Below are 25,221 nucleotides of genomic sequence, written 5' to 3' on the forward strand. Positions count from 1 at the left end.
ATGTTTGAGTTTCTCAATCAGCGTTCGCTCAAAGAAGAAATCATGGACGACTTCTACTGTCAGGGAGAAGTCGTAGATCAGACTCTTCGCGAACTCCACCAGATCAATACCTATCTGGGAGGAGATCAGCTTTCGCTGAATGCAATCAAAAAATTACTAATCAAACATCCCAAAGACAGCTATGAGATCGTAGACCTCGGCTGTGGCGGAGGAGATACACTCAAGCGATTCGCCAAATGGGGCAAGCGCCACCACCAACACTTACAATTGCTCGGTATAGATGCCAATGCATACATCGTAGACTACGCCCTCAAAAATTGCAGAAAATATCCGAACATCAGTTTCAGTGCCGACAACCTCTTGAGTAGTCAGTTTCGCAACAAGACCTTTGACATTGCACATGCCAGTCTGTTTCTACACCACCTACAAGACGAGGAAATTATAGTCCTCTTAAAGCAACTCATCGACCAAGCCCGAGTAGGCGTGGTCATCAATGATCTGCACAGGCACTGGCTGTCTTACGCTTTCACAAAACACCTGATCACCCGCTGGTCTAAATCCGAAATGGTGAAATATGATGCTACACTTTCAGTAGCACGCGCTTTTACCCGATCAGAATTAGAAAAGTATATGAAATGGGCAAATATTAAAAACTACAGCCTCACCTGGCAATGGGCCTTTCGCTGGGAGCTGATTATTTGGAAGTAGACTCCCTAACCCAGCGTACCTTTTTGTGTATCGACTTGCGTTTTCCTGTGGGCCACTTGCCCGACTTTGGCATACCGATATAAAGAAAACCCATGAGCAAATCTTTTTCACTCAAGTCAAAAAATGCATTGGCTTTCTTTTCATAAGTCACACCACCTGTGCTCCAGTAGCAGCCCACTCCGAGCGCAGTAGCCGTAAGGTGCATGTTTTGTACAGCTGCTGCCACCGCCGCTATTTCTTCCATTTTAGGTACAGACTTATTTCTTTTCATGCCGATAGAAATAATGTGTGAGCACATCAGCGGCTTAGATTTGAGCTTTTTTATTTTGTCTTTGTCGGGCTTTTTTCCAGCAGATTTTAGATATAGCTCTGCTTGAAAATTGGCGAAAGCCTCTATCCCCTCATCACAAAAAACGGTAAACCTCCAGGGCTCTGTCATTTTGTGGGTCGGAGCCCAATTGGCACTTTCTAGCATTTCGGCGATCGCCTCATCTGGTACTCGTTCTCCAGAATAGTTTTTAGGGAAAATCGACCTGCGATTTTTGATCAACTCAGAAATTTGTGCTTTGTCGTAGGTCATCGGTTTGTTTGGTTTAATACCCTAGGCTAGCATATACTACGCTGTCGGCAGCATCCTGTGGCAGATACATCTCTGCCAATCGCTGTTGCCATATCTGACGTAGTGAATCAAAGGTAGCCATATTCTCAGGCAATATCGGCTCTGACGGTGGCAATTCAACTTTGAGTGCATCTACTTGCTTACCGTTTTTCCAAAATCTATAACACAGATGTGGCCCGCTCGCAAGCCCTGTAGAACCCACAAAACCGATCGTTTCTCCTCGTTTGATTTTGACGCCAGTGCGCACACCACTGGCTATTTTCGACATGTGAAGGTACTGCGTAGCAATATTGCCATTGTGCTGAATCTTCACATAATTGCCATTGAATCGGTGGTACTGGGCAGCTATGATTTTACCATCGGCTACTGCTCTGATCGGCGTGCCTACTGGTGCGGCATAGTCTGTCCCCAGATGTGCTTTGTATCTTTTCTGAACGGGGTGATAGCGACGCCCGGTGTATCTCGAACTGATACGGGTAAAACTCAACGGCGCTTTCAAGAATTCCTTGCGAAGGCTCTGACCCGTTTCGTCAAAATAATCACAGGTGCTACTGTCTTGCTCAAACCTAAACCCAAAATAAGGCGATCCTACATGCTCAAAATAGGCGGCTTTTATTTCTCCAATACCAACCAACTCTCCATCTACATATTGTTCGTCATAGATCAGTCGATAATTGTCTCCACGTTGTATACCGAAAAAGTCTACCTGCCAGGCGAATACATCCACCAGCTTATTTACCAAATCGGCATGACCGCCAGATGCTAACATATCCACATACAAAGAAGTAAAAATTTCACCGCTCATTTCAGTTTCTTTCAATTCTATTTCTTTGGTTCCCTGATACATCCTCACAGAGTCCTGAAAGTCTATCACCACAAAATCAATAGCACTCGGTTGGTAGATGAAATGAGTGGCTTCTTTGATGCTATCTCCTTTGTATATCATCGAATACGGCTTGCCTGACACAATCTTTCTCACATCAAAGACTTCTTTGGACTGTCGCGCTACCGAATGTATTTTTTCATACGGCACATTGTAGGGTTGTAGTAAATCAGATAGATTTTGATTTCGTTTGATTGTGCCTTCATCGATTTGAAGTGAGTCTACGATAATCCCAAAATATTTTTTAGGGATGTAAGCTTGAACGGTGTCTTCCAGCTCACCTGGCACCTCCACTAGCTCCTTGGCTGGAATGGGCTCATATAAAAATGAGAAATAAATAACCGCTGGTACTATCCCAGCAAACAACACGATACCCCAACCCCACTTCTTCAAAAACTGCATACTGCTCTTTACTGTCTATTCAAAAATTCTGCTTTGGCTTCATCCAAAAACGCCACAAAATTAGCAATTTCTAAATCATACGCCTTGATCGGAGGAATAAGCACTCCATCGGTATCGAGAATGACATAATAAGGCTGGGCATTGTTATTAAATTTCGTGATTTGAAAATCAGCATTTTGTTTGCCTATCGACTGCTTAGTTTTACCATCGTAGCTTGAAGTATACCACTCCGATTCAGGCAATGTAGTTTTGTCGTCTACATAAAGCGCCACCACTACAAAATCTTCCTTGAGTCGCTGCAGCACTTCTGGATCGGACCACACTCTGGCTTCCATTTCTCTACAATTCACACATCCGTGTCCAGTAAAATCTATAAACAAGGGTTTGTTTTGTTCTTTGGCGCAAGCCAACGCTTGGTCATAATCGAAGTAGCCTTGGATGCCATGAGGCAAATGCAAGAAGTCTGCATACTTGGGGGCTTCACATATCGTACTTTTCGCTGTTTCTACACTTCTAGGTGAAGTCAGATCAAAATCCAAAGTGGTCTGTGGTGGCAAATACCCTGACAACGCTTTGAGTGGTGCACCAAACATGCCTGGGATCAGATACACCACAAATGAAAAAGTAATAATTGCTAAAATTAAACCTCCAACAGAGGTCTTCTCTGTTTTGCTATCGTGTGGCAATTCGATTTTTCCCAAAAGGTAAAAACCCATGAGTGAGAAGATCACAATCCAAATGGCTAGATATATTTCTCTGTCGAGCAAATTCCAATGATAGGCCTGATCGGCAATGCTTAAAAACTTGAAAGCAAAGGCGAGTTCCAAGAATCCCAAAACTACTTTCACACTATTGAGCCAACCCCCAGACTTTGGCAGATTGTTCATCAAGCTTGGAAACAAGGCAAATACCGTAAAGGGTAAGGCGAATGCCAAAGAGAAAGCAAACATGCCCAAAACAGGCTTTAGAATCAGTCCGCCAGCACTCTCTACCAAAATAGTCCCCACCAATGGCCCCGTACAAGAGAAAGAAACAACTACTAAGGTGAAAGCCATAAAAAACACCCCAACCAATCCTCCTTTGTCGGCCTGCTTGTCAATATTGTTTACAAACTTGCTAGGCAGGGTGATTTCGAACAGACCTAAAAAAGATAAGGCGAAAATCACAAATACGGCAAAAAAGATCACGTTCGGAATCCAGTTGGTAGCCAATTCATTGGCTGTCTCTGGCCCCATAAACGGCGCCAGTATAGATCCGATCAAAGTATATATAATGATGATACACAAGCCATACACCACACCGAGTCCTTTCGAATTCTTACCAGTGAAAAAACTCACTGTCATAGGAATCATAGGAAATACACAGGGAGTAAAAATAGCAGCAATACCTGCCAAAAATGCAGCAAGCATAAACGCCCAAAGACTATAAGGATCACTTACGTCCCGTTGGTTTAGCACGCTCTCTTTTTCTGGGGATTGAGGGATTTCTTCGGTCGTGGATTCTGCAGGTTGTTCTTGTGGAGTAGCTGGTTCGGTGGTCGCGTCTACTGAACGAGTATCTCCTGAGAGCAATGGCTCAAAATCGAACGCATCACCAAACGGGATACATTTGCCATCCACATCTGTACACACCTGATAGTCGTAGGTGCCTTTGATCTCTGGGTTTTCAGTAAGAATTTTTACTTTCTGAATGAACTTGGCCGTATGCCGAAAGTAGGTATACTCACCCTCCCAGAGTTCATCATATTTTCGCTTAGCACCTATCGGAGCTATCGAGTCCACCAACTCATAACTCGCATGCGGGGTAAATTCGAACTCCGTGACCATAGGCCCCAAGTCAGGATCGAAATCTGTAGAATACAAATACCAATCGTCGTCGATCTTGACATTAAAAATCAAATCAACTTCTTCTCCGACTTGTGCTGAGGGGTTGGACACGGCGATCGACCAAGTAGCTGGCTTGAGGATCTGCGCCCAACCTTGAATGCTTGATAGTATAAATAGAATTGCAATTATTTTCTTCATTTCACTTCTGTGTTTTATCAAACCTAATAATCGCAATTTATACTAAAAAAGTTCAGATGATATTACAGTCCGAAAGACTGCTTTACCTGATCTACGTAATCCAATTTTTCCCAAGTGAAAGTTTCCACCTCTAAGCTGATGTCTGCCGCAGCGGGGCTAGAGAAAGTTACGGTTTTCACTTCTGGTGTACGTCCCATGTGACCATAGGCTGCGGTTTCAGAGTAAATCGGGTTCATCAATTTCAATCTTTTGATCAAAGCCGCAGGGCGCATATCGAAAATTTCAGTGATTTTCTTTGCTATTTCTCCATCGTTGAGTCCAACTTTAGCCGTGCCATAGGTGTTCACAAAAATACCCATTGGCTCTGCTACACCGATGGCGTAAGACACCTGTACGAGGATTTCGTCGGCCACACCTGCCGCTACTAAGTTCTTAGCGATATGACGTGTCGCATAAGCCGCCGATCTGTCTACTTTCGAAGGATCTTTGCCTGAGAAAGCCCCTCCTCCGTGAGCACCTTTACCACCATAAGTATCTACGATAATCTTTCTTCCTGTCAGCCCTGTGTCGCCGTGTGGACCACCGATTACAAATTTCCCAGTAGGGTTGATGTGATATTTGATGTCGTCGTTGAACAAAGCCTGAATCTCAGGTTTCAACTTAGCAACCACTCTAGGGATCAAAATTTTCACAATGTCAGATTTGATTTTATCCAACATCGAAGATTCTTCAGCGAAATCGTCGTGCTGAGTAGACACTACGATAGCATCTATCCTTACAGGTTTATTGTCATCGTTGTACTCGATAGTCACCTGAGATTTAGCATCAGGTCTCAAGTATTTGATCGCTATATTTTCTCTTCTCAAGGCTGCCAACTCGATCAGCAGCATATGCGATAGCTGCAATGCCAATGGCATATAGTTTTCGGTCTCATTGGTCGCGTAGCCAAACATCATCCCTTGGTCACCTGCGCCTTGCTCCTCTTCACTGGCTCTTTCTACGCCTTGGTTGATGTCTGGGGACTGCTCATGAATGGCAGAAATCACTCCACATGAGTTGCCATCAAACTGGTATTCTCCTTTGGTGTATCCAATTCTATTGATCACATCTCTGGCTACGGTCTGCACATCGATGTATGATTCTGTTTTTACCTCTCCGCTCAATACAGTAAGACCTGTAGTTACTAGTGTTTCACAAGCTACTTTCGACTGGTTGTCGAAGGCTAAGAAATGATCTAAAAGTGCGTCAGAGATTTGATCGGCTACTTTGTCTGGATGTCCTTCGGATACAGACTCTGAAGTAAATAAATATGGCATAGTATGATATGATTTCTAATTTGAAGTCGGCAAATTTATGATAAATGATTTGTATCTAAAAACCGTTCAGTCCCCTCACGCATAAAGTGAAAAGATGGTTGGGGTTTTATGCAAGTTAATTTTTTCTCGTTTCCATTCTCCAATGGTTTTGGTGGCTATATACTCCTCGTCTCCCGTGATACCCTTGGCCACAGATAGCAGCGTATTAGGATGACAAGCTTTGATTAAATGTTCAAACAATTTTTGATTCCGATAAGGCGTATCCATAAATAGCTGCGTCTGATTCAGACGAATGGCAGCATCTTCCATGTCTTTGAGTTTCTTTTCACGATCCTTGTTATCTATAGGCACGTATCCATGAAACACGAAAGATTGCCCATTGAAGCCGGATCCCATCAATGCCATAAATATGGACGATGGGCCACTAAGCGGCACCACTCTGCGCCCCTGGCGATGAGCCACTGCGGCAGCTACTGCCCCTGGATCTGCAATCCCTGGGCAGCCAGACTCGGACAGGATGCCTATATTTTTTCCTTTCGCATTGGCAAAATAAGCTTCCACCTCCTCTTGGCTCGTCTTTCTATCTAAGATTTCGAATGTGAGCTCCTCTATGGTCAAGCCCAATCTCAGCTTGCTGATGTATCTACGCGCGGTGCGCACATTTTCTACCAAGAAGTAATCCAACGATTGGATAACATGTTTTACCTGATCGCTAATCACCATTTGCTCGGTATCGTCAGCGATCACCATCGGGATCATGTATAGTTTTTGTTCGCTCATGCCAGAAAGTTAGTCACAAGCTCGTAAAATAAGTCAGGGTTTTCTGCATGTAGCCAATGACCTGCGTGGTCAATGGTCTTCAATTCAGCATTCGGGAAAATTTCTTCTATATCGTCCCAGTCCTCGTCTGGTATATAGTCTGAACTACCACCACGTATAAATAGCGTATCCGTATCGATAGGCAAATGATGAATCAAAGGCTTGCCTACTTCTCCTATTTTTTCACAAAGCACAGGCAGGTTCATTTTCCATTCAAAGCCATCTGAAGTTCTTTTGAGGTTTTTCAACAGAAAAACACGGGTGCCTTCATTGTCTACATAGCTAGACAATAGCTCGTCAGCCTCTTGTCGAGACTGTATTTTATCTACAGGGATGGCATTTAATCCAGAGAGGATTTGATCGTGGTGTACGGGGTAGGCTTTGGGGCCAATGTCTGCCACGATCAGTTTGTTTAGTTTTTGTGGATGAAAGGCCGCATACTGCATCACCGTCTTGCCGCCCATGGAGTGCCCCAAAATGATCGGGTCTTCAAGCTGTAGATGATCGATAAGGTGCTCTAAATCCGATACCATCTCATCATAGCCAAAATCATCTGAATGAAAGGACTTGCCGTGGTTACGCTGATCCACCAAGATTACCTCATAGTGCTCTGCAAATCTTTTTCCCAAGGTCAGCCAGTTGTCCAGCGAGCCTAGAAAGCCATGGAGGATCAGGAGTGGTTGGCCTTCGCCAAACCGTTTGTAATTCAATTGCTCCATTTATTTCAGTTCTCTTCTATACATTTCAATCGTATTTTCTAATCCATAATACAGCGCATCACAAACCAATGCATGACCTATAGATACTTCGTCCATAAATGGGATTTGCTCTTGCAAAAAACCTAAATTAATTAAGTCCAAATCGTGTCCTGCGTTCACACCCAGTCCTAGGTCTTTGGCCAATTTTGCTGTATTCGCATAGGCTTTTACGGCAGCCTCTTTGTCCTTGAGGTAGCCCGTAGCATAGGCTTCGGTATACAGTTCGATCCGATCGGATCGCAACTTGGCCGCTCCTTCGATCTGCTCAGCCAATGGATCTACAAAAATAGATACACGCACCCCTGCAGCTTTGATCCGGCCGATCGTTTCTTGTAGAAAAGACGCATGGGTCAGCGTATCCCAGCCCGCATTAGAAGTAATCGCTTCTGGAGGATCAGGTACCAGAGTGGCTTGTGTAGGTTTTACTTCTTCTATCAATTTGAGATAGCGCTCATCGGGGTAGCCTTCTATATTGTATTCGGTAGTTACTACTTCTTTGAGCTGATACACATCCTCAGTAGTAATATGCCTTTGATCTGGCCTAGGATGTATCGTGATGCCTTGTGCGCCGAATTTCTCGCAGTCCTTCACCACTTTTACAAGATCTGGATTGTTGCCACCTCGAGCATTTCTGATGGTAGCAAATTTGTTTACGTTTACACTCAGTTTTGTCATACGTGATATACGGACCTTTTGTATCTTGGGTCACGAATTGGGTTAGAATTCTTTCTGATTAAATTTGCCGCAAAAATAATCAATTCACCGATTAAAGAAACCAGAATTATGAGCTTGAAAGATCAAATAAACGCAGATATAAAAGCAGCCATGCTAGCCAAGGAGAAAGAAAAGTTGACTGCCCTACGAGCAATCAAATCTATGATCCTCTTAGCTGAAACAGAGAAAGGAGTCTCAGAAGAGATATCCGAAGACACCGAATTGAAACTCTTGATGAAAGCAGCTAAGCAGAGAAAAGATTCTGTGGATCTATTCAGAGAACAAGGCAGAGACGACTTGGCAGACAAAGAACAAGGCGAATTAGACATCATCAGCGAGTATTTACCCAAGCAGCTTTCTGAAGATGAATTAAAAGTAGCTCTTCAAAAAGTGATCGAGCAAGCAGGCGCCAATGGCCCTCAAGATATGGGCAAAGTGATGGGACTTGCAACAAAAACACTAGCAGGAAAAGCCGATGGAAAATCGATTTCGGCAATGGTAAAAAACCTACTGACTTAAGGTGAACACCATAGATATTGTCATTCTTATCTTTTTGCTAATCGGCGCCTACACTGGCTTCAGAAGAGGCATGCTAATGGAGATCGTATCTCTAGCTGCTTTTTTTGTAGCCATTCTCGCAGGCATCAAATTGTTGGATTGGGGCATTTCGATCTTAGCTGAGTATATCGAAGGTTATGATTCTCTCCTTCCTATCATTGCCTTTACCATTATTTTTATTGGTATCATCGTGATGCTCAATTTGCTAGGCAAGGTGGTCAAACGGATTTTGGACCTTACACTACTCGGTAGTTTGGACGACATTATTGGCAGTATGATGGGCATCATAAAATGGGCTCTATTCATCAGTATATTTTTTTGGATTTTCGAATCCTTTGGAGGAAAAATTAGCGACACTACAACTGAAGACAGTCTATTATATGGGCCAATCGCTGCATTTGCGCCTAAATTATTCAATCTAATTTCAGATTTATTTCCAACAATTTTGGACTTTTTCGAACACTCTAAGGAATTGGTAAATCAGCAAGAACTTAACGTTTGATTCATCAGAAATTAATATATTATACCTAATATTAGCCAAACTATTAGAGAGAGAATGCTACAAATGTCCAACATAAAAAAGGAAGGCAAATTCAAATACCTTGAAGAAGGTGAAGGAAAAGTCTTGCTGCTGCTTCATGGGCTTTTTGGTGCCTTGAGCAATTGGGAAGCTGTAGTCAATAGGTTTGCAGGAAAATATAAGGTAGTCATTCCCATGTTGCCCATTTATGATCTGCCCGTTCGCGAAACAGGTCTTACTAAACTGACCGAATTCTGTGAGGGTTTTATTGATCATAAAGGCTACGACCAATTCGATATCATGGGAAATTCTCTAGGCGGACACGTCGCACTGATGTATGCACTCAAACACCCAGAAAAAACAGACCGCATGATATTGACTGGAAGCTCTGGATTGTTTGAAAATGCAATGGGTGGCTCTTATCCAAAAAGAGGCAACTACTCCTATATAGAAGAAAAAGTGCGGTACACTTTCTACGACCCTAATACAGCCACCAGAGCCTATATCGACGAAATTTTTGAGACCACCAATGATATCCCAAAGTGCCTGAGAATCATCGCTATGGCCAAATCCGCTCAGCGAAACAATCTGGCAGAAGAGCTGCACAAAATAGAAAATGAAACCCTGCTCATCTGGGGACTCAACGATACCATAACCCCGCCAAGTGTGGGGCATGATTTTAACCGACTAATAAAAAACTCTACCTTACGTTTTATTGATGAATGCTGCCATGCCCCTATGATGGAACAGCCCGAAAAATATAATGAAATACTGGACGAATTTTTGAATCAAACGGTACCCGTATGAGAGCCAAAGACTTAATAAACTATACCATCCCACCACTAAAGCCATCTGACGATATAGAGAAGGCACAATCGTGGATGAGTGAGTTTCATGTACACGAACTACCCATTGTAGAAAAAGGCAAATTCTTAGGGCTTTTCAACGAGAATTTGCTTTTCGACCACTTTACTGGCGCTGAGAAAGTAGAAGACTATCAATTTATGGGCACTAGTCTATTTGTTGATCAAAATGAGCATTACTATGAAGTACTCAAAAAAGCCTATGAAGCTAGTTCCAATCTCGTAGCCGTGGTAGACGAAGAAAAAAACTACCTAGGGGCCGTTACTATACAAGATGTGGTAGAAGCTTTTTCTAAAATGTCTTCGATCAATAGTCCTGGAACTATCATCGTACTATCCATGGCTCAGACAGATTATTCCATGACAGAGTTGAGCCGAATCATAGAATCTGAAGGAGGGAAAATTCTCAGCAGCTTTATTGAAAATAACGACCAACAACCTGGCAAAATACGAGTAACCATTAAGCTCAATGTAGAAAACGGCTCAGCTATAATCTCCTCTTTGGAGAGATTTGGATACACAATAAGTTCTATCTTTGGCAAAGGAGACGAAGAACTCATCGAAAAAGAAAGGCTCGATACGCTCCTGAGATACCTCAAAGTCTAAATTCAATACCAACATGAGAATCGCGCTGCATGGAAGAAAGTTCTCCAAAGAGTCCTTTCCATATGTCAAAACCATCGCAAATAAATTACTCGAAAACGGACATGAAATATTCATAACCGATGTCTGTGCACGAGAAAATAAATCAGAAGCCAAAGCTTACTTAGCGTCCTATCGCCAAGTCAATATTCTAGCTAATCTCGACTCCATCGACTTCTTCTTTAGCTTGGGTGGAGACGGTACGCTCTTAGAAACAGTCTCTATCGTAGGTGCTCATGAAATTCCTATCTTAGGAATCAACCTAGGCACAATGGGATTCTTGGCAACCACTGCAAAGAGCGATATCAGCACAGCACTAGACCTACTTTTTGACGGGCAATACGAACTAGAAAACAGAACACTACTCCACCTCAATAGTAACAGTGAACTTTTTGACGCACAAAATTTTGCATTGAATGAAGTGGCTATACTTAAGCGAGATACTTCTTCTATGATCATAGTAAGGTGCTATATAGACGGCGCCTTTGTTAATACCTATTGGGCAGATGGACTCATGGTCTCCACCCCCACAGGGTCTACTGGATACTCACTGAGCTGTGGAGGGCCTTTGGTCCTCTCGCAGTCAGATAGTTTTATCATTACTCCAGTCAGCCCACATAATTTAAATGTGCGTCCACTAGTCGTCTCAGACAAAAGCGAAATCTCCTTCGAAATAGAAGGAAAAGGCCGTTCTTTCTTAGTCTCGCTCGATTCAAGATCACATACCGTCAATAGCACAGTGAAAATATCTTTAACAAAAGCCAATTTTACCGCCAAATTAGTAAACCTTTCAGGTTCAAATTTCTTTGATACCCTTAGGAATAAGCTAAATTGGGGGCAAGACGTTAGGAATTAGAAGTTAAAAACAATAATTTTATCGTTTAGAATAAATTGCGCCAGTTATATAAAAAGATTTTTGGTCGTTTGATTATTGAAAATGCGTAAAAGTTTAATAACCTCCCTTGTATTACTATTATTAGTCGTGTGCGCTTCTGACTCATTTGCTCAGAAAAGACGCTATGGCTATAACAAGTATAAAAATAAAAAATACTCAAACTATAGCGGTGGACGCACAAGTTATCGAGGAGTTGGTCAAACCAACTACTGGACAATGGGACTTAGCGTAAATGTGCTCAACTACTATGGAGATTTATCCCCTAGCGACAAGCGGCTGAGTACTAATTATGGCGAGTCTAAATTTGGCTTTGGCATCACTGGTTCCAGAATGGTATACCCAGGGATCTTTTTTAGAGCTGGTTACAATTACGGAGTCATTGAAGGGGATGATTCAGCGAATGGAGATCAGGGATCTGGAGACGCTAGTTTGCGTGGAAGATATCTAAGAAACCTACATTTCAAAAACAATATTCACGAACTTTCTGTAGGCTTTGAAGCAGACATGATTCCAAACAATGGGGGCGTACGTGGTAGATTTCCTATCAATCCCTACATATTTTTTGGTGCGGCTGTAATAGCACACTCCCCTAAAGCCATTGCCCCTGAAACCGATCAAGCTGGCAATGCGCTTGAAGAAGCGGGACAGTGGGTGAATCTTCGAGATTTAGGCACTGAAGGCCAGAATATTGACAGTCTAGGAATTGACCCTTACAGCAAATTTGCTTTTGTAATTCCAGTAGGCCTGGGACTCAAAGTGAAATTGCATCACAATTTTGACTTGAATTTTGAAATTGGCTTTAGAAAAACATTCACAGATTACCTCGATGATGTAAGTAATGCTTATGTTGACTTAGATGCTTTTGGTGACGATAATTTGGCAAGAGCGATGTCTGAAAGAGGAGCTGAAACCACCAGTGCCCTGACAGGTGCAGACAGAGGACTAAATCCAACCGTCGGAGGGGGCGATATAGCTATGACGGGGCCTTATACTCATGGATCTGGGTATGCTCCTGGTCAAGAAAACTCAAGAGGAGGATCAGATTATAAAGATTTTTATATCACTACTCAAATTCGCCTCGTTTATATCTTTGACAAGAAAGGAGCCTCTAGAGGCAAGTTTAGATAAACCGTGGATTGAGAATAAATATTAGTCATACCATTATAAAAAAATTGCCGATTCTGTCGGCATTTCTTTTGCTCCAAACTTTCTGTTTGGCTCAACGAACGGAATTTGGCGTTGGGATTGGAGGTGTCAGCTATGCGGGGGATTTATATAGAGGCTATGAAATTGCCAATCAAAGCATAGGCATACAAGGGCTATACAGAATCAACTTTGAGAAGGATGTAAGCTTCAAAATAGCCCTCTTGTATGGTCAAGTATCTGGCGATGACAGCCATCCTTACGATGCCCTAGGAGAAATTCGAAATGCATCCTTCGACAGATCATTTTTCGAGGCCAGCACCACATTAGAATACCACTTTCTTGACTATAAAGACAAAAATTCCACTATTAAATGGTCCCCCTATTTCTTTGCTGGCTTTGGCCTTGCTAAATTCCTAAACCTAGATAGTCAGACCGACAACTTCGGCAGTATCCAACCAGTCCTTCCTTTCGGAGGGGGGGTGAAATATTTAATAGGAAAACAGTTTAGTGCAGCCATCGAATTTGGCGCAAGAAAAACTTTCTTTGACGAATTAGATGGCATCTCCGATGGAGATGTATACAACAAGACCAATACTCAATTTGGCAACCCTAACGACAAAGACTGGTACCATTTCTTCAATGTTTCCATCTCATACTTGATCTTTAAAATTCCATGCACCTATAAGTATCAACCTAACAGGTCCATGCGCAGGTAATTAAATCCATCATAAATTCCTTTTAACTAAAAAAAAGCACAAATTTGCGGTTTGGTTTTGGCCAAAGGCCAACAAAAAGGGCATGAAAGAGACGATTGATCCATCAAAAATTCCAGCACACATAGCCGTCATCATGGATGGCAACGGACGGTGGGCAAAGAAGCGAGGAGCAGCTAGACTGTTTGGTCATCGAAATGCCATTGAGGCGGTTCGGGATACAACTGAAGGATGTGCTGAACTGGGTGTAAAACGCCTTACGCTATATGCCTTCTCTACCGAAAACTGGAACAGACCCAAGCTCGAAGTAGACGGTCTCATGTCTCTGCTCATCTCTACCATTAAAAAAGAAATCCCTACGTTGGTGAAAAACAATATTCGTTTGCAACCAATTGGTGATATCACGCATTTACCTGTAGGTGCTCAAAAGAACTTGGCTCTTGGTATAGAACAAACCAAGGATAATACAGGAATGATTTTGTCATTAGCGCTCAACTATGGCGGTAGGTGGGAAATTAGTCATGCGGTAAAAGATCTCATTGACGACATAAAGGAAAACAAGGCCGAAGTTGATAACATAGATATCAACTTCATTAATCAATATATTGATAAGCATACCGCTCCAGATGTAGAGTTAATGATCAGAACCAGCGGTGAGCATCGAATTAGTAACTTTTTATTGTGGCAGGCTGCATATGCAGAGCTACATTTTACGGAAACGCTTTGGCCAGATTTCAGGAAAAAACACTTGTATGAAGCTATTTTGGATTTTCAAAATAGAGAAAGACGCCTCGGAAAGACAAGTGAACAACTGATTCAAAAATAAATTCAAAGCAACAGATAGGTCAGGAAAAACGATGAGATCCAAAATACTTTTACTCTTTCTTTGCATTTCAACAGCTGCTGTTGGTCAGATTAGATATGGCAGTCAGGGCCGAACAAACCCTAACAAAGTCAACATCAGCTATTCTAACCCTCAGGAGTTCACAATTGCTGATATAGAGGTAATAGGCGCCGAATACCTCGACAAAATCGCTCTGATCTCAATCTCTGGACTAAAAGTAGGAGACAAAATCAAAGTACCAGGAGATGGTATTACGTCAGCCATCAAAAAACTTTGGAAACAAGGACTGATCGGCGACATCCAAATCTATGCCTCCAAAGTAGAGGGAAGCGACATCTACCTCACCATCGAACTAGCCGAAAGACCACGATTAAGTCGGTTTGAGTTTACCGGATTAACCAAAAGCCAAGAATCTGACATCAGAGAAAAAGTAAACCTGATTAGAGGTAGAGTGATGACTGATGCCATCAGAAAAAATGCAGAACTCACCATCAAAAAATACTTCTACGAAAAAGGATACCTCAATACTGAAGTAGATATTCGATACAGGACAGACAGTACAATTCACAACAGTGTATTGCTAGATGTAAACATTGAAAAAAACAGGAAAGTAAAAATCAGAGATGTGAACTTCGTGGGCAATGAGCACTTTACGGACTCCAAGCTCAAAAGCAAAATGAAAAACTCTGGCGAACGTGCACGTTTTAAATTGATCAGTGCTCTTTTGGCCTCTAGCTTTGATATGTTTAAGCCCAAAGAAGAAAGGTTTCAGTTTGTAGATGATAGTATAAAACATAACGTGTCTAATACCTTGCTCGAAGTCATTCACGAAAACGTAAAATTAAACGTTTTTAAATCTTCGAAATTTGTAAAAGAAAAATACGAAGAAGACAAAGCGGCACTTATCAGTTTTTACAACTCAAAAGGGCATCGTGATGCAGAGATCATTGAAGACACTATTGTATTTGCAGACCGCAAGTCTGTGGACATCAATATCAAAGTAAGCCCTGGGCCAAGATACTTCTTCAGAGATATCAATTGGGTAGGCAACTTCATACACGACGATCGTACGCTCGATCAAATCCTAGGAATAGAAAAAGGCGACATTTATAACCTCGAGCTCGTCGACAAAAAACTAAACTATAATCCTAGCGGGCCAGATATTAGTTCGCTCTACATGGACAATGGTTATTTGTTCTTTAGTGTGACCCCTGTAGAAGTAAAAATAGAAGGTGACTCTGTAGATTTAGAAATGAGAATCTATGAAGGAGCACAAGCCACCATCCGAAAAGTATTTGTGACAGGCAATGACCGTACAAACGATCACGTAATCATGCGTGAACTCCGAACACTACCTGGTCAGAAGTTTAGTCGAGCAGAGTTGATCAGGACTCAGCGAGAGCTTTCTCAGCTTGGCTATTTCGACCCTGAACAAGTAAACCCAAAACCTATTCCTAACCCAGTAAACGAAACAGTAGATATCGAATGGGAACTCGTAGAAAGACCAAGTGATCAGATCGAACTCTCTGGAGGATGGGGTGGTACTTTTGGATTTGTAGGCACTTTAGGACTTACATTCAACAACTTCTCTTTGAGGAATATTCCGCACTTTGATAAGTGGAGGCCATTGCCTGTAGGAGACGGTCAAAAACTTTCGTTGAGACTACAAGCCAACGGCAAGAGATACCAGAGTTACTCTGTTAGCTTCTCCGAACCATGGTTAGGTGGCAAAAAACCACATTCATTTGGAGTCAGCTTCAACTACTCTATTCAGAGAAATATTGACTACTTCACAGACAAAACTACTGGCTCGTTGCAAGTATTTGGTACAACTGTAAGTTTAGGCAGAAGAGTGAAATGGCCTGATGATTACTTCACCTTAAGTAACTCGCTCTCTTATTTGAGATACAATCTGTTCAACTATGGGTATTCGCTAGGTTTTAGCACAGGTGTGGCCAACAACTTTACCTTCAATACCACACTCGCACGAAACAGTATTGACAACCCGATGTATCCAAGATCAGGTTCGTCTATTTCGTTGAGTTTAGCTTTGACTCCTCCATGGTCACTATGGAATGACACCGATTATGCTACAGCAGAAAATAGTGAAAAATACAGGCTAGTAGAATACCACAAATGGATGTTTGATGCGAAATATTATATGCAATTGGCAGGAGATCTCGTGCTAGAAGCTCGTGCACATATGGGATTCATGGGCTACTACCAAAAGGAAGTAGGAGTAGGCCCATTTGAGAGATTCCAGCTAGGAGGAGACGGCCTCACAGGCACCAACTTCTTACTAGGAAACGACGTGATAGGATTGAGAGGATATGACAACAATTCAATCACACCTTATGACCCTGTGACTGGGATCACTGGTGGAAATATCTACAACAAATTTGTCATGGAATTAAGATACCCTGTATCTCTCAACCCATCAGCAACCATTTATCTCTTGGCCTTCTCAGAAGCAGGAAACAACTGGGATGGTTTTGAAAACTTTAACCCAAACAAATTGTATAAATCATCTGGGTTTGGAGTTAGAATATTCATGCCAGCCTTTGGTTTGTTGGGTATCGACTGGGGTTATGGATTTGACACATTACCTGACCAACAATCTAATTCTGGGGGTCAAATTCACTTCTCTATTGGCCAACAATTGAGATAATAAAGAATATTGCATGAGATTATTCGATAATATAAACACCAAAGGCTAATTTTATCGGTATGAATATTGTAGCCCGACATACATCTCTAATTCTTGTGCTTTTAGTTTTCATTTTAAATGATACATTTGCACAGAAATTTGGCTACGTGGATACAGATTATATTCTAAGCCAAATGCCTGAATATAACGAAGCTAAAGCCGAGATAGGAAAAGTATCAAAAGCTTGGGAACAGGAAATTCAGGAGATGTATAAAGGAATAGAGGAAATGGAAACTTCCCTAAAAGCAGAAGAAGTGCTCTTGACCAAGGAAATGAAAGATGATCGATTAAAAGAAATTGATCTAAAGTGGGATGAGGTGAAAGAATACCAAAAAAAGATATTTGGGTTTGAAGGCCTATTTTTCCTAAAGAAAAAAGAATTAATAAAACCTGTACAGGATCAAGTATTTGATGCTGTAGAGAAAGTAGCCAAAAACCATCGCTTGCAAATTGTATTTGATAAGTCTGGAGATTTGGTGATGATCTATACCGATCCGGTTCATGACTATACGGACTACGTGCTGGAGGAACTTGGACTCGGTGATAAAAACGATGTAATAAGTAACAACTAATTAGAACTGAATTATGAAAGTTAAATCGATAATTTTTGCAGTTGTATTGTCTGCATTTAGCCTGACTGCAAGTGCGCAGGGTGTAGTAATGAAAATAGGCTATACTAATGTGGAGTACATTCTGAGCCAAATGCCAGAAGCAAAGCAAGTAGATTCTGAATTCAAAGCTTACGAAGCCCAGCTTCAAAATCAATTGCAATCTAAAGGCACAGAGCTACAGACCAAATTGCAAGAATATCAGCAAGGTGCTGCTACCATGACTGACTTGGTAAGAGCCGACAAAGAAGCTGAATTGCAGTCTTTGAACCAAAGATTCGAAGCCTTCCAAAGAGAAGCACAAACTTCTTTGCAGAAGAAACAAGGAGAGCTCTACGCTCCTCTTTTTGAAAAAATTGGCAATGCTGTGAAAGCTGTAAGAACTGAAAACGGATACGACATGATTTTCAGCACTGGCGTACCAGGTGTAGATATCCTTTTGGATGCTGATGAGAAATATGACGTTTCTGACTTAGTATTCAAAAAAATGGGAATCACTCCTCCTGCTAAGTTGAACTAAGGATCAATCCAAAAAATTAAAAAGTCTCGATTACTAAATAGTCGAGACTTTTTTTATGAATTCAGCTTAGCCCAAATATCTTTTCTTATTTTCCCATATATCATACAGAGCCAATCACACTTCCACTGATGAAATAGGCTTCCTCTAATCGTATAATATTTCTCACAATTTTGATAGAGCCAGTTTTTGTCAAACCCAGACCAGACACCCACAGGAGAAAGCAAGTTGGAATACAATAAAGGAAATACTTCATAGCGGTCGATAGACTCAGCGTCTTGCAAAGAGAAACCTGCCTGTAGTACCTGAACTTTAATGAAATTATAGTCTTGATCTGACAACTCAGTATCTAGATATAATTCCGACAAAGCAAGCCAAAGCACTTGTCGTTTTTCTAAATCCTCTCGGCTCATAAAATAATGCCAAGTAAGAGCCCCCCTATTATCAAATATGGGGTAGGGACTTTCTTCGTCATCATTAGAGCAAATGTACCAATCATTATAAAATAGTTGAGGTAATCACCCATTAGGGGCTGAAACAGCAATACTGCCGCCGCAAGTATCATTCCTGAACTGGCAGCATTTACACCATCAAGCGATGCTTTTACAATTCTAAATTTTTTCAGCTCTTCCCAAAAACGAATCACAAAGAATATCAAAAAAGTGCCTGGCAAAAAAATACCAAGTGCCGCCATAAAGCCACCCATCAGCTGACCAAACATCCCGTATTCCTTCATAGAAATAGAGCCTACATACGAGGCAAATGAAAATACTGGCCCTGGCACAGCCTGCGCCAAAGCAAAACCTGATAAAAACTCTTCTGAGGTTAGGTATTCTTTAAACTCCACAAATTCTGTATACATAAAAGGCACCAGTACTTGGCCTCCACCAAAAATCAAACTGCCAATCCGGTAGAAATTTTCAAAAATTCGAATACCTAACCAATTTATCGATGCTCCCAATAAAGCCGCACCAATCAACACCCCTGCCCACAAAATAAAATTGGACCATTGGATCCTAATCCCTTCTTTTTCTTCCTTTTCGTGCCGCTTATAATCAAATGCCGTAATACATCCGCCAATCAATAAGATAATCGGAAATACAAATGGTGTCCGTACCAGATAGCTTGCCATCGCAGCCAGTATCATCAACACCACGGCAATTTTAGTAGTTACTACTTTTTTGATAATAATGTATCCAGAATAAGCCACTATCCCGACAGCCATGGGCTTGATAAAGCGAGCAAACTCCATCGAAATATTATACTCCTCTAGCGTAGAAATAAAAATACCCGCAAAGGTCATGATCAAAAAAGCTGGAGTAATCCAGATCAGCAGTGTAAGATAGGCCAGATTGGGACCACCCACCTTAAAACCTATCGCTGTCAAGGTCTGAGTGGAAGTAGGACCTGGTAAAAATTGGCATAAAGCCGTCAGTTCTATAAGGTCTTTCTCTTCGAGATAACCTCTTTTCTTTACCAACACGTCTAACATCATGGCAAAATGAGCCTGAGGGCCACCAAAGGCCGCAAGCGTAAGGAGCAATACATCTTTGAGAAAAATGTAGTATCGAACCTTCTTAATCATTACTTTTTCAACCCTATTTCTGCCAAACGTTGTTGTAAAAATTCACCTGCTGTAATGTCTTCGAATTGTTTGGGGTGATCCATATCTATGCAGTTGTCCAGACAGCTCAAATCCATATCAGAACGAGGATGCATAAAAAATGGAATTGAAAACCGAGAAGTTTTCATCAATTCCTTGGGAGGATTTACCACTCTGTGTATCGTAGATTTCAATTTGTCGTTGGTATGCCGGGCTAGCATATCACCCACATTTACCACGATTTGCTCAGGCAAGGCAGTAATCGGAATCCACTCACCATCTCTACGCAGCACTTGCAGTCCATCCGCACTGGCACCCATGAGCAAGGTGATCAAATTGATATCGCCATGCTCTGCCGCTCTCACAGCATCTGCAGGCACTGCCTCTGGATTTTCTATTGGAAAATAATGAATTGGACGCAAAATACTGTTGCCATTGTGGACACGACTCTCAAAATAGTCTTCATCCAGTTCTAGGTAGATCGCAATCGCTCTCAGCATTTGTCTACCTGCTTTTTCAAGTGTGCGATAAGCCTCTAGTGCGATCTTATCAAAATTGACAACTTCTTCTGGCCAAATGTTATCAGGGTACTGAGATTTGATGGGGTCTCCATCTGTCACCTCTTGTCCTACATGATAAAATTCTTTGAGGTCTCCTGTCGCTCTACCTTTGGCGTGCTCTTTACCCTTACCGATATACCCTCGTTGTCCGAAAAGCTCTGGTACTTCATATTTTTGTTTCACCTCATCGGGCAACGCAAAAAAGTCTTGCACCGCTTGATACAATTGTGTACAAAGCTCATCGGACAACCCGTGGTTTTTTACTGCTACGAATCCTATGCTGTGATAGGCTGCACCCAAATCAGCTACAAATTTATTCTTCCTTGATTCGTCACCAGAATTGAAATCTGCCAAATCCAACGATGGAACTTCGTTATACAGTTTTTCACTCATGAGTACATGCTTAGGGTTGATGGGTTATTTTATTCTACAGTAACTGTGATAGACGTAGCCATCTTCTCCCCATATGAAGCATGTACGCCATTGGCAAACTGAAGTGACAGTGTATATTCTCCGGGCTCCAGCTCTAATGTGGTATCCGTCTGTCCTTTTCCGTAGTGAATCGTAGAATCAGACATTGGGATCACTTCGCCTTCTGGCCAGCTCGCTTGATTAATCAAAATATGGTGGTGACCAAAGCCTTCTTTTACTTGACCAGCAGGCTCTATTTGCATACCAGACACTCCCATTTCCACAAAAACAGGGCTAGCTACAGTGGCTCCATCCGCTGGGCTTTTGAAAAACACATAAGCAGAATCTGCCTCTACTTTTTCTGCGATTTCTGTCTGATCCGCTACAGGCTCAGCCGTCTGTTCGGTTGATTTGTTAGGAGATGAACAACTAAATATGATTAAACTAAATAATACGATGGATAGATATTTCATAATTAATAAGTGTTGAATTAGTGTAAGATAAATTTATAGATTCTTTTGTGAACGAGTGAGTGCCTATCGAAATATTTGAGCCAAAACGTCCAAAGACTTGAGTTCTTTAAAGCCTATGACATGCAATTTGTAATATTCTATAAGGTAATTCAGAACATCTCTCCTCAATAGATTGTTCATTTCAACGACATCCGAAAGATGGTTGGCATTCATAGTTAAAACTGCCTCATATATTTCTTCATAACTGGTCGATACTTCATGCAATAGCCCATCGTTTTGGAGTTCTTTTTTATGATGAACCCCAAAGCCTATATAATGAGTAAGCTGTACCATCAAGTAAAGGTGTAGACTTTCATATCCGTCCCTTTTTTGATCTAGCATCAAGATAAATTGAAACAGAAATTCAAAGACTTGCCCTCGGTCATCTTCTTCTTTTAACACCTTGGTTAATAGCTCGGTTACAAACAAGGCCATAGCTGATTTCTTTACATCAAACGGAATAGAAGTGAAACTATGTGCAGGCTTGTATTCCGAAATTCTCTGCAAGCCATCTGATTTTTGATTTTTGAAATAAACCACCATATCCAATACCGTAAGTGGCTGCAAAAGAGCCAAACCTTTTTTGGAACGTTGACTCCGCACACTGTTGATAATGTAAGATTGAATGCCAAAACTTTCGGTGTATATTCTGGCAATAATCGAGGTCTCTCGATATTTGATATAATTCAAGACGATACCTCTGGTCTTGTGTAGCATCAGTCAATGACAGCTATTTTTCCTACGAATGTCTCACTGCCATCTTTACTTGCGCTAAACACCAAGTATACACCCGTACTGACTCGACGACCCGAAAAGTCCCTAACATCCCATGAAGCCCCACCTCCAGCCGCATTGACCTCGCGTACCAACTGACCCGAGATGGTCGTGATTTTCAATCTCGCATTGGTGACCAACCCAGAAAAACCTACCCATCCCTCAAAATTGGGCAATACTGGATTAGGATATATTTTAACCTGCTGATGTGTAGAAGATCCCGACGTAGCATTAGCCCGATAAGAAACTACTCCCTGATCTGTAGCAATAAATAATTCTCCCGTCTCTGCATCCAAAGCCAAATCAATCACCTGATTGGAAGGCAAAGGACTATTTTCTACGGTGAAATGTGCAACCAAACTGCCAGCATTTTCTTCAAATAGCCACAACCCATCCTGCGTACCCATCCAAATACGGTTACCCCCATCTATTGCCAAAGCATACACTTGTTTGTCCTCAAACAAAATACCGCCTTCATAAACTGGCAAAGAAACGTCGATCGTTTGGTCTTCGACAATGCCATAAGCAAATGGAAAGTAAGCCACTCCCTTGTCCGTAGCCAACCAAACTTCCCCACCTTGCCCAAAAGCAAGATCATTCACATCATTGGAAGGCAAACTAGTAGCAGTAGCAGTCACATAACGATGAGTCGCCGATTCGATATCGTAAGCCAATACGCCTCTTCCATCCTGCAAACCTAGTCTCATCCATACTTGACCCAATGAATGGATCGCCAAAGACACGGGCTCCTCAGAAGACACCGTGCCAAAATCATACGCTTCCCAAACAGAAGCTCCGTCCCATTGGATCAAGGAATTCGCACTAAAATTAGCCACCCATATATTTTGTGAACGATCGAGAGCCATAGCTGAAACTAAGGTGTTTCCCGTTCCATTTTCGTTTTCTTCCAATGCGCTATTGGTATAATCTGTCTTTTCACCTTTCGGTAAATTCAGAATACCTTGACCAAATGATGTTGTATAAGTCTGGTCATCTACTATAAGTACGTCCGATATGTTGGTAAAGCCTAAAAGATCGACAGGCATCACCGTCTGCCATTCTCCCTCCTCAAAAAACGAATATCCCAGTTGGTTGGAAACAGGCTGTGTATAATCTATAGCCAAAACAGGGAATGCATATACCTTACCCCCTGTTATTTTTAGTTTTGAAATATCATTTAGTGGCCCATCTAAGATGATGTGATCCACCGAACTACCCGACAACCTTGAAAGTCCCTCAGCACCATCTGCATACCAAAAAGTAGCTGTGTCGTCTTGCATCATATCATTGGCAATAGCCTCAGAAGGCAAGTTGATCGAGGAAAAAACATCCGTATCACTCACCATCCATGCGTGCTGATTTGTCAGCACAAGCAAACCATCTACTCCTGATCTCAGTTTTATAATCTGCTCCCCCGCTTGCAATGTAGTTGGCACTTCCGTCCAAGTATTTGCTTCAAGTTTATAGAGTGCGTCAGCTGCAGCCGAATAGATACGATCATTAGCGACAGCGACTGACACCATGTCCAACCCATAGACTGCGCTTGTTTTGTACCGCTCCCAGTTATTAAAATCTTGTAGATTGTTGCTCGTATTCAATCCGCCAGCTATAGTACCAGTTTCGGTTGCGAGATACATTACCTCATTCCATATCGCCGAACTACGTACGGCTATGACTTCTCCGTTTTCACCAAGGTTTTGATACGCTTCTACCACTTGGTTGTCCGCAGTAAGTACCAGCACACCAAAATCGGTCGACAAATTCATATTGGCATTATAAAACGAAATGTGATTGATCGTTTTATTTTCAGTCAAATCGCTATTCAGTAAAATAGGAAGGTTTTGAATTCCTTCAGAGGTGATCATGTCTACATTCCCATTTTGATAGCCTATAGCCAAATAAGCTTGATCTGCATAGTACGCCAATGCTGTAATTCCCACATCACTCAAGCCATCTACTTTAGATAATTTATTAATGCTCTGATCTTCTGTATCGAAATACATGAGTCCATGTGAAGTGGCGGCAAACACGTTCGCCTCCGTCTTTTCTACCAAGGAGGTTTGTTCATAGTTGAAGTGTGACCGCCAAGTATCCATAGGAATCAACTCCTGCCCATGGAGGCTTGTACCAATAAAAAGCAATATGATGAATGAGACTTTAGCCTGCATGATCTCCTTTAAAATCTTCATAAAAACAATGACGACACCGAGCTTCGTAGGCCTCCTGCTCTCCTAAGAGTACTTTTTTGTCTGATGTGGTCAATCGATAAGAGTAAGAAGCCACCCCGCCACATTTCATACAGATCGCATGCACCTTAGTCACAAACTCTGCAATGCCCATCAAACCTGGCATGGGGCCGAATGGCTCCCCTTGAAAATCCATGTCTAAGCCTGCCAGAATCACTCGCTTGCCTTTATTGGCTAGGATACGGGCTACTTTTACGAGCTCCTTATCAAAAAACTGTGCTTCATCTATGCCCACCACATCACTATCTCCTGAGAGGAGCAAAATATCGTTAGCAAACTGGACTGGAGTAGAGCGAATCGAAGTCTCATTATGTGATACTACATCTGTATCGTGATAGCGCGTATCTATGGCGGGTTTGAATATTTCTACTTTTTGTTTGGCAATCAGTGCTCGATTGAGCCTACGAATGAGCTCTTCTGTTTTGCCTGAAAACATAGAGCCACAGACCACCTCGATCCATCCTGCACTTCTGCGATCTGCTCTAAAACTATCAATTCGTGGCTCTACAAACATTCGATTCAGTCAGAATATTGGATATGATTAAACTTATTTTCTGGAGCCACTCTCACCACTACATCTCCTGAGACTTGACATTGGCAAGATAGTCTTTCGTTGCTTTGCAATCGGTTCATCCCACGGAATTTCAATTCTGCTGGAGATACTTCCGAGAAATTTTCCATCCCTTCTAGCACTTGGACTTTACAGGTAGTACATCTACCTTTTCCTCCACAAGCATGCATCCAATCGATATAATTTTCGTGTATTATATCTAAAAGATTTTTATTTTCGTTTTTGATGAAAATCTCCTTGTTGTGAAGGTTTTGTATAACGATTTTCGGCATATTCTTTAACTTAGCA

Annotated in this window: 27 protein-coding genes; 12 read left to right on the forward strand and 15 right to left on the reverse strand. The window is 41.8% G+C overall.

The genetic code is table 11. The features are described from left to right. The gene (locus N7E81_RS03600; RefSeq protein ID WP_263051914.1) at positions 1 to 708 is read left to right on the forward strand and encodes a methyltransferase domain-containing protein; all 708 of its coding nucleotides are present in this window, start codon (positions 1 to 3) and stop codon (positions 706 to 708) included. Here the strand turns inward: N7E81_RS03600 and N7E81_RS03605 are convergent. The 7 genes from N7E81_RS03605 to N7E81_RS03635 all read right to left on the reverse strand — a co-directional run bounded on the left by N7E81_RS03605 (position 695) and on the right by N7E81_RS03635 (position 8,204). Beyond that, positions 695 to 1,288 carry a nitroreductase family protein gene (locus N7E81_RS03605; RefSeq protein WP_263051915.1) on the reverse strand — a complete coding sequence of 198 codons (594 nt, stop codon included), beginning with the start codon at positions 1,286 to 1,288 and terminating at the stop codon, positions 695 to 697. The genes N7E81_RS03600 and N7E81_RS03605 overlap by 14 nt on opposite strands. A 13-nt stretch (positions 1,289 to 1,301) precedes the next feature. After that, a complete protein-coding gene (locus N7E81_RS03610; protein ID WP_263051916.1) occupies positions 1,302 to 2,612 on the reverse strand; it encodes a peptidoglycan DD-metalloendopeptidase family protein in 1,311 nt (436 codons plus the stop codon). A gap of 8 nt (positions 2,613 to 2,620) precedes the next feature. Then, positions 2,621 to 4,636, reverse strand: coding sequence for a protein-disulfide reductase DsbD family protein (locus tag N7E81_RS03615; RefSeq protein ID WP_263051917.1), 2,016 nt, complete (start codon positions 4,634 to 4,636; stop codon positions 2,621 to 2,623). Between the two features lie 62 nt (positions 4,637 to 4,698). Beyond that, positions 4,699 to 5,952, reverse strand: a complete 1,254-nt coding sequence (gene metK, locus N7E81_RS03620; RefSeq protein WP_263051918.1) for a methionine adenosyltransferase — start codon at positions 5,950 to 5,952, stop codon at positions 4,699 to 4,701. 75 nt (positions 5,953 to 6,027) lie between these two features. Next, positions 6,028 to 6,732 carry an SAM-dependent methyltransferase gene (locus N7E81_RS03625; RefSeq protein WP_263051919.1) on the reverse strand — a complete coding sequence of 235 codons (705 nt, stop codon included), beginning with the start codon at positions 6,730 to 6,732 and terminating at the stop codon, positions 6,028 to 6,030. Continuing rightward, on the reverse strand, positions 6,729 to 7,490 hold the full coding sequence (locus N7E81_RS03630; protein WP_263051920.1) for an alpha/beta fold hydrolase: 762 nt from the start codon (positions 7,488 to 7,490) through the stop codon (positions 6,729 to 6,731). Before N7E81_RS03630 ends, N7E81_RS03625 begins: the two co-directional genes overlap by 4 nt. Further along, on the reverse strand, positions 7,491 to 8,204 hold the full coding sequence (locus N7E81_RS03635; protein ID WP_263051921.1) for a pyridoxine 5'-phosphate synthase: 714 nt from the start codon (positions 8,202 to 8,204) through the stop codon (positions 7,491 to 7,493). Between the two features lie 108 nt (positions 8,205 to 8,312). On the opposite strand from N7E81_RS03635, the gene N7E81_RS03640 reads away from it, so the two are divergent. The 11 genes from N7E81_RS03640 to N7E81_RS03690 all read left to right on the forward strand — a co-directional run bounded on the left by N7E81_RS03640 (position 8,313) and on the right by N7E81_RS03690 (position 18,259). After that, positions 8,313 to 8,762, forward strand: coding sequence for a GatB/YqeY domain-containing protein (locus N7E81_RS03640; RefSeq protein ID WP_263051922.1), 450 nt, complete (start codon positions 8,313 to 8,315; stop codon positions 8,760 to 8,762). A gap of 1 nt (position 8,763) precedes the next feature. Beyond that, positions 8,764 to 9,303: a CvpA family protein gene (locus tag N7E81_RS03645; RefSeq protein ID WP_263051923.1), complete on the forward strand. Its 540-nt coding sequence runs from the start codon at positions 8,764 to 8,766 to the stop codon at positions 9,301 to 9,303. Positions 9,304 to 9,366: 63 nt separating this feature from the next. Continuing rightward, positions 9,367 to 10,128 (forward strand): alpha/beta fold hydrolase, encoded by a 762-nt coding sequence (locus N7E81_RS03650; RefSeq protein ID WP_263051924.1) that lies wholly within the window; start codon positions 9,367 to 9,369, stop codon positions 10,126 to 10,128. Then, the gene (locus tag N7E81_RS03655; protein WP_263051925.1) at positions 10,125 to 10,790 is read left to right on the forward strand and encodes a CBS domain-containing protein; all 666 of its coding nucleotides are present in this window, start codon (positions 10,125 to 10,127) and stop codon (positions 10,788 to 10,790) included. The genes N7E81_RS03650 and N7E81_RS03655 overlap by 4 nt, the downstream gene beginning before the upstream one ends. Before the next feature lie 13 nt (positions 10,791 to 10,803). Continuing rightward, positions 10,804 to 11,682 (forward strand): NAD kinase, encoded by an 879-nt coding sequence (locus N7E81_RS03660; RefSeq protein WP_263051926.1) that lies wholly within the window; start codon positions 10,804 to 10,806, stop codon positions 11,680 to 11,682. 81 nt (positions 11,683 to 11,763) lie between these two features. Then, complete coding sequence (locus N7E81_RS03665) at positions 11,764 to 12,849, forward strand: DUF6089 family protein (RefSeq protein ID WP_263051927.1); 1,086 nt, start codon at positions 11,764 to 11,766, stop codon at positions 12,847 to 12,849. A gap of 68 nt (positions 12,850 to 12,917) precedes the next feature. Beyond that, positions 12,918 to 13,583 (forward strand): type IX secretion system protein PorG, encoded by a 666-nt coding sequence (gene porG, locus N7E81_RS03670; RefSeq protein ID WP_263053058.1) that lies wholly within the window; start codon positions 12,918 to 12,920, stop codon positions 13,581 to 13,583. Between the two features lie 82 nt (positions 13,584 to 13,665). Continuing rightward, positions 13,666 to 14,406 (forward strand): isoprenyl transferase, encoded by a 741-nt coding sequence (locus tag N7E81_RS03675; RefSeq protein WP_407692707.1) that lies wholly within the window; start codon positions 13,666 to 13,668, stop codon positions 14,404 to 14,406. A gap of 31 nt (positions 14,407 to 14,437) precedes the next feature. Then, positions 14,438 to 17,092, forward strand: coding sequence for a BamA/OMP85 family outer membrane protein (locus N7E81_RS03680; RefSeq protein WP_263051928.1), 2,655 nt, complete (start codon positions 14,438 to 14,440; stop codon positions 17,090 to 17,092). 59 nt (positions 17,093 to 17,151) lie between these two features. Continuing rightward, the gene (locus N7E81_RS03685) at positions 17,152 to 17,703 is read left to right on the forward strand and encodes an OmpH family outer membrane protein (protein WP_263051929.1); all 552 of its coding nucleotides are present in this window, start codon (positions 17,152 to 17,154) and stop codon (positions 17,701 to 17,703) included. Positions 17,704 to 17,716: 13 nt separating this feature from the next. After that, complete coding sequence (locus N7E81_RS03690) at positions 17,717 to 18,259, forward strand: OmpH family outer membrane protein (RefSeq protein WP_263051930.1); 543 nt, start codon at positions 17,717 to 17,719, stop codon at positions 18,257 to 18,259. 53 nt (positions 18,260 to 18,312) lie between these two features. Here the strand turns inward: N7E81_RS03690 and N7E81_RS03695 are convergent, their stop codons facing one another. The 8 genes from N7E81_RS03695 to N7E81_RS03730 form a co-directional block, all read right to left on the reverse strand. Further along, positions 18,313 to 18,669 (reverse strand): DUF7079 family protein, encoded by a 357-nt coding sequence (locus N7E81_RS03695; RefSeq protein WP_263051931.1) that lies wholly within the window; start codon positions 18,667 to 18,669, stop codon positions 18,313 to 18,315. Next, positions 18,666 to 19,841 carry a chromate efflux transporter gene (gene chrA, locus N7E81_RS03700; RefSeq protein WP_263051932.1) on the reverse strand — a complete coding sequence of 392 codons (1,176 nt, stop codon included), beginning with the start codon at positions 19,839 to 19,841 and terminating at the stop codon, positions 18,666 to 18,668. The genes N7E81_RS03695 and chrA overlap by 4 nt, the downstream gene beginning before the upstream one ends. Then, positions 19,841 to 20,812: an isopenicillin N synthase family dioxygenase gene (locus tag N7E81_RS03705; protein ID WP_263051933.1), complete on the reverse strand. Its 972-nt coding sequence runs from the start codon at positions 20,810 to 20,812 to the stop codon at positions 19,841 to 19,843. The genes chrA and N7E81_RS03705 overlap by 1 nt, the downstream gene beginning before the upstream one ends. Before the next feature lie 29 nt (positions 20,813 to 20,841). Further along, positions 20,842 to 21,303, reverse strand: a complete 462-nt coding sequence (locus N7E81_RS03710) for a DUF4399 domain-containing protein (RefSeq protein ID WP_263051934.1) — start codon at positions 21,301 to 21,303, stop codon at positions 20,842 to 20,844. Positions 21,304 to 21,366: 63 nt separating this feature from the next. Then, the gene (recO, locus tag N7E81_RS03715; protein ID WP_263051935.1) at positions 21,367 to 22,059 is read right to left on the reverse strand and encodes a DNA repair protein RecO; all 693 of its coding nucleotides are present in this window, start codon (positions 22,057 to 22,059) and stop codon (positions 21,367 to 21,369) included. Next, a complete protein-coding gene (porZ, locus tag N7E81_RS03720) occupies positions 22,059 to 24,305 on the reverse strand; it encodes a type IX secretion system anionic LPS delivery protein PorZ (RefSeq protein ID WP_263051936.1) in 2,247 nt (748 codons plus the stop codon). Before porZ ends, recO begins: the two co-directional genes overlap by 1 nt. Beyond that, positions 24,274 to 24,876 (reverse strand): thymidine kinase, encoded by a 603-nt coding sequence (locus tag N7E81_RS03725; RefSeq protein ID WP_263051937.1) that lies wholly within the window; start codon positions 24,874 to 24,876, stop codon positions 24,274 to 24,276. Before N7E81_RS03725 ends, porZ begins: the two co-directional genes overlap by 32 nt. A gap of 5 nt (positions 24,877 to 24,881) precedes the next feature. Then, positions 24,882 to 25,205, reverse strand: a complete 324-nt coding sequence (locus N7E81_RS03730; RefSeq protein ID WP_263051938.1) for a (2Fe-2S)-binding protein — start codon at positions 25,203 to 25,205, stop codon at positions 24,882 to 24,884. Positions 25,206 to 25,221: the final 16 nt, after the last annotated feature.

Source organism: Reichenbachiella carrageenanivorans (assembly GCF_025639805.1).
In the GTDB taxonomy this organism is placed as follows: domain Bacteria; phylum Bacteroidota; class Bacteroidia; order Cytophagales; family Cyclobacteriaceae; genus Reichenbachiella; species Reichenbachiella carrageenanivorans.

Bases quoted from the DNA above. Each gene is read 5' to 3' on its own strand.
- N7E81_RS03705 (WP_263051933.1), bottom strand. From the start codon at position 20,812: ATGAGTGAAAAACTGTATAACGAAGTTCCATCGTTGGATTTGGCAGAT.
- N7E81_RS03730 (WP_263051938.1), bottom strand. From the start codon at position 25,205: ATGCCGAAAATCGTTATACAAAACCTTCACAACAAGGAGATTTTCATC.
- N7E81_RS03695 (WP_263051931.1), bottom strand. From the start codon at position 18,669: ATGAGCCGAGAGGATTTAGAAAAACGACAAGTGCTTTGGCTTGCTTTG.
- N7E81_RS03665 (WP_263051927.1), top strand. From the start codon at position 11,764: ATGCGTAAAAGTTTAATAACCTCCCTTGTATTACTATTATTAGTCGTG.
- N7E81_RS03680 (WP_263051928.1), top strand. From the start codon at position 14,438: ATGAGATCCAAAATACTTTTACTCTTTCTTTGCATTTCAACAGCTGCT.
- metK (WP_263051918.1), bottom strand. From the start codon at position 5,952: ATGCCATATTTATTTACTTCAGAGTCTGTATCCGAAGGACATCCAGAC.
- N7E81_RS03655 (WP_263051925.1), top strand. From the start codon at position 10,125: ATGAGAGCCAAAGACTTAATAAACTATACCATCCCACCACTAAAGCCA.
- N7E81_RS03615 (WP_263051917.1), bottom strand. From the start codon at position 4,636: ATGAAGAAAATAATTGCAATTCTATTTATACTATCAAGCATTCAAGGT.
- recO (WP_263051935.1), bottom strand. From the start codon at position 22,059: ATGCTACACAAGACCAGAGGTATCGTCTTGAATTATATCAAATATCGA.
- N7E81_RS03710 (WP_263051934.1), bottom strand. From the start codon at position 21,303: ATGAAATATCTATCCATCGTATTATTTAGTTTAATCATATTTAGTTGT.
- N7E81_RS03625 (WP_263051919.1), bottom strand. From the start codon at position 6,732: ATGAGCGAACAAAAACTATACATGATCCCGATGGTGATCGCTGACGAT.
- porZ (WP_263051936.1), bottom strand. From the start codon at position 24,305: ATGAAGATTTTAAAGGAGATCATGCAGGCTAAAGTCTCATTCATCATA.
- N7E81_RS03610 (WP_263051916.1), bottom strand. From the start codon at position 2,612: ATGCAGTTTTTGAAGAAGTGGGGTTGGGGTATCGTGTTGTTTGCTGGG.
- N7E81_RS03650 (WP_263051924.1), top strand. From the start codon at position 9,367: ATGTCCAACATAAAAAAGGAAGGCAAATTCAAATACCTTGAAGAAGGT.
- N7E81_RS03725 (WP_263051937.1), bottom strand. From the start codon at position 24,876: ATGTTTGTAGAGCCACGAATTGATAGTTTTAGAGCAGATCGCAGAAGT.
- N7E81_RS03660 (WP_263051926.1), top strand. From the start codon at position 10,804: ATGAGAATCGCGCTGCATGGAAGAAAGTTCTCCAAAGAGTCCTTTCCA.
- N7E81_RS03605 (WP_263051915.1), bottom strand. From the start codon at position 1,288: ATGACCTACGACAAAGCACAAATTTCTGAGTTGATCAAAAATCGCAGG.
- N7E81_RS03640 (WP_263051922.1), top strand. From the start codon at position 8,313: ATGAGCTTGAAAGATCAAATAAACGCAGATATAAAAGCAGCCATGCTA.
- N7E81_RS03600 (WP_263051914.1), top strand. From the start codon at position 1: ATGTTTGAGTTTCTCAATCAGCGTTCGCTCAAAGAAGAAATCATGGAC.
- chrA (WP_263051932.1), bottom strand. From the start codon at position 19,841: ATGATTAAGAAGGTTCGATACTACATTTTTCTCAAAGATGTATTGCTC.
- N7E81_RS03635 (WP_263051921.1), bottom strand. From the start codon at position 8,204: ATGACAAAACTGAGTGTAAACGTAAACAAATTTGCTACCATCAGAAAT.
- N7E81_RS03690 (WP_263051930.1), top strand. From the start codon at position 17,717: ATGAAAGTTAAATCGATAATTTTTGCAGTTGTATTGTCTGCATTTAGC.
- N7E81_RS03675 (WP_407692707.1), top strand. From the start codon at position 13,666: ATGAAAGAGACGATTGATCCATCAAAAATTCCAGCACACATAGCCGTC.
- N7E81_RS03685 (WP_263051929.1), top strand. From the start codon at position 17,152: ATGAATATTGTAGCCCGACATACATCTCTAATTCTTGTGCTTTTAGTT.
- N7E81_RS03630 (WP_263051920.1), bottom strand. From the start codon at position 7,490: ATGGAGCAATTGAATTACAAACGGTTTGGCGAAGGCCAACCACTCCTG.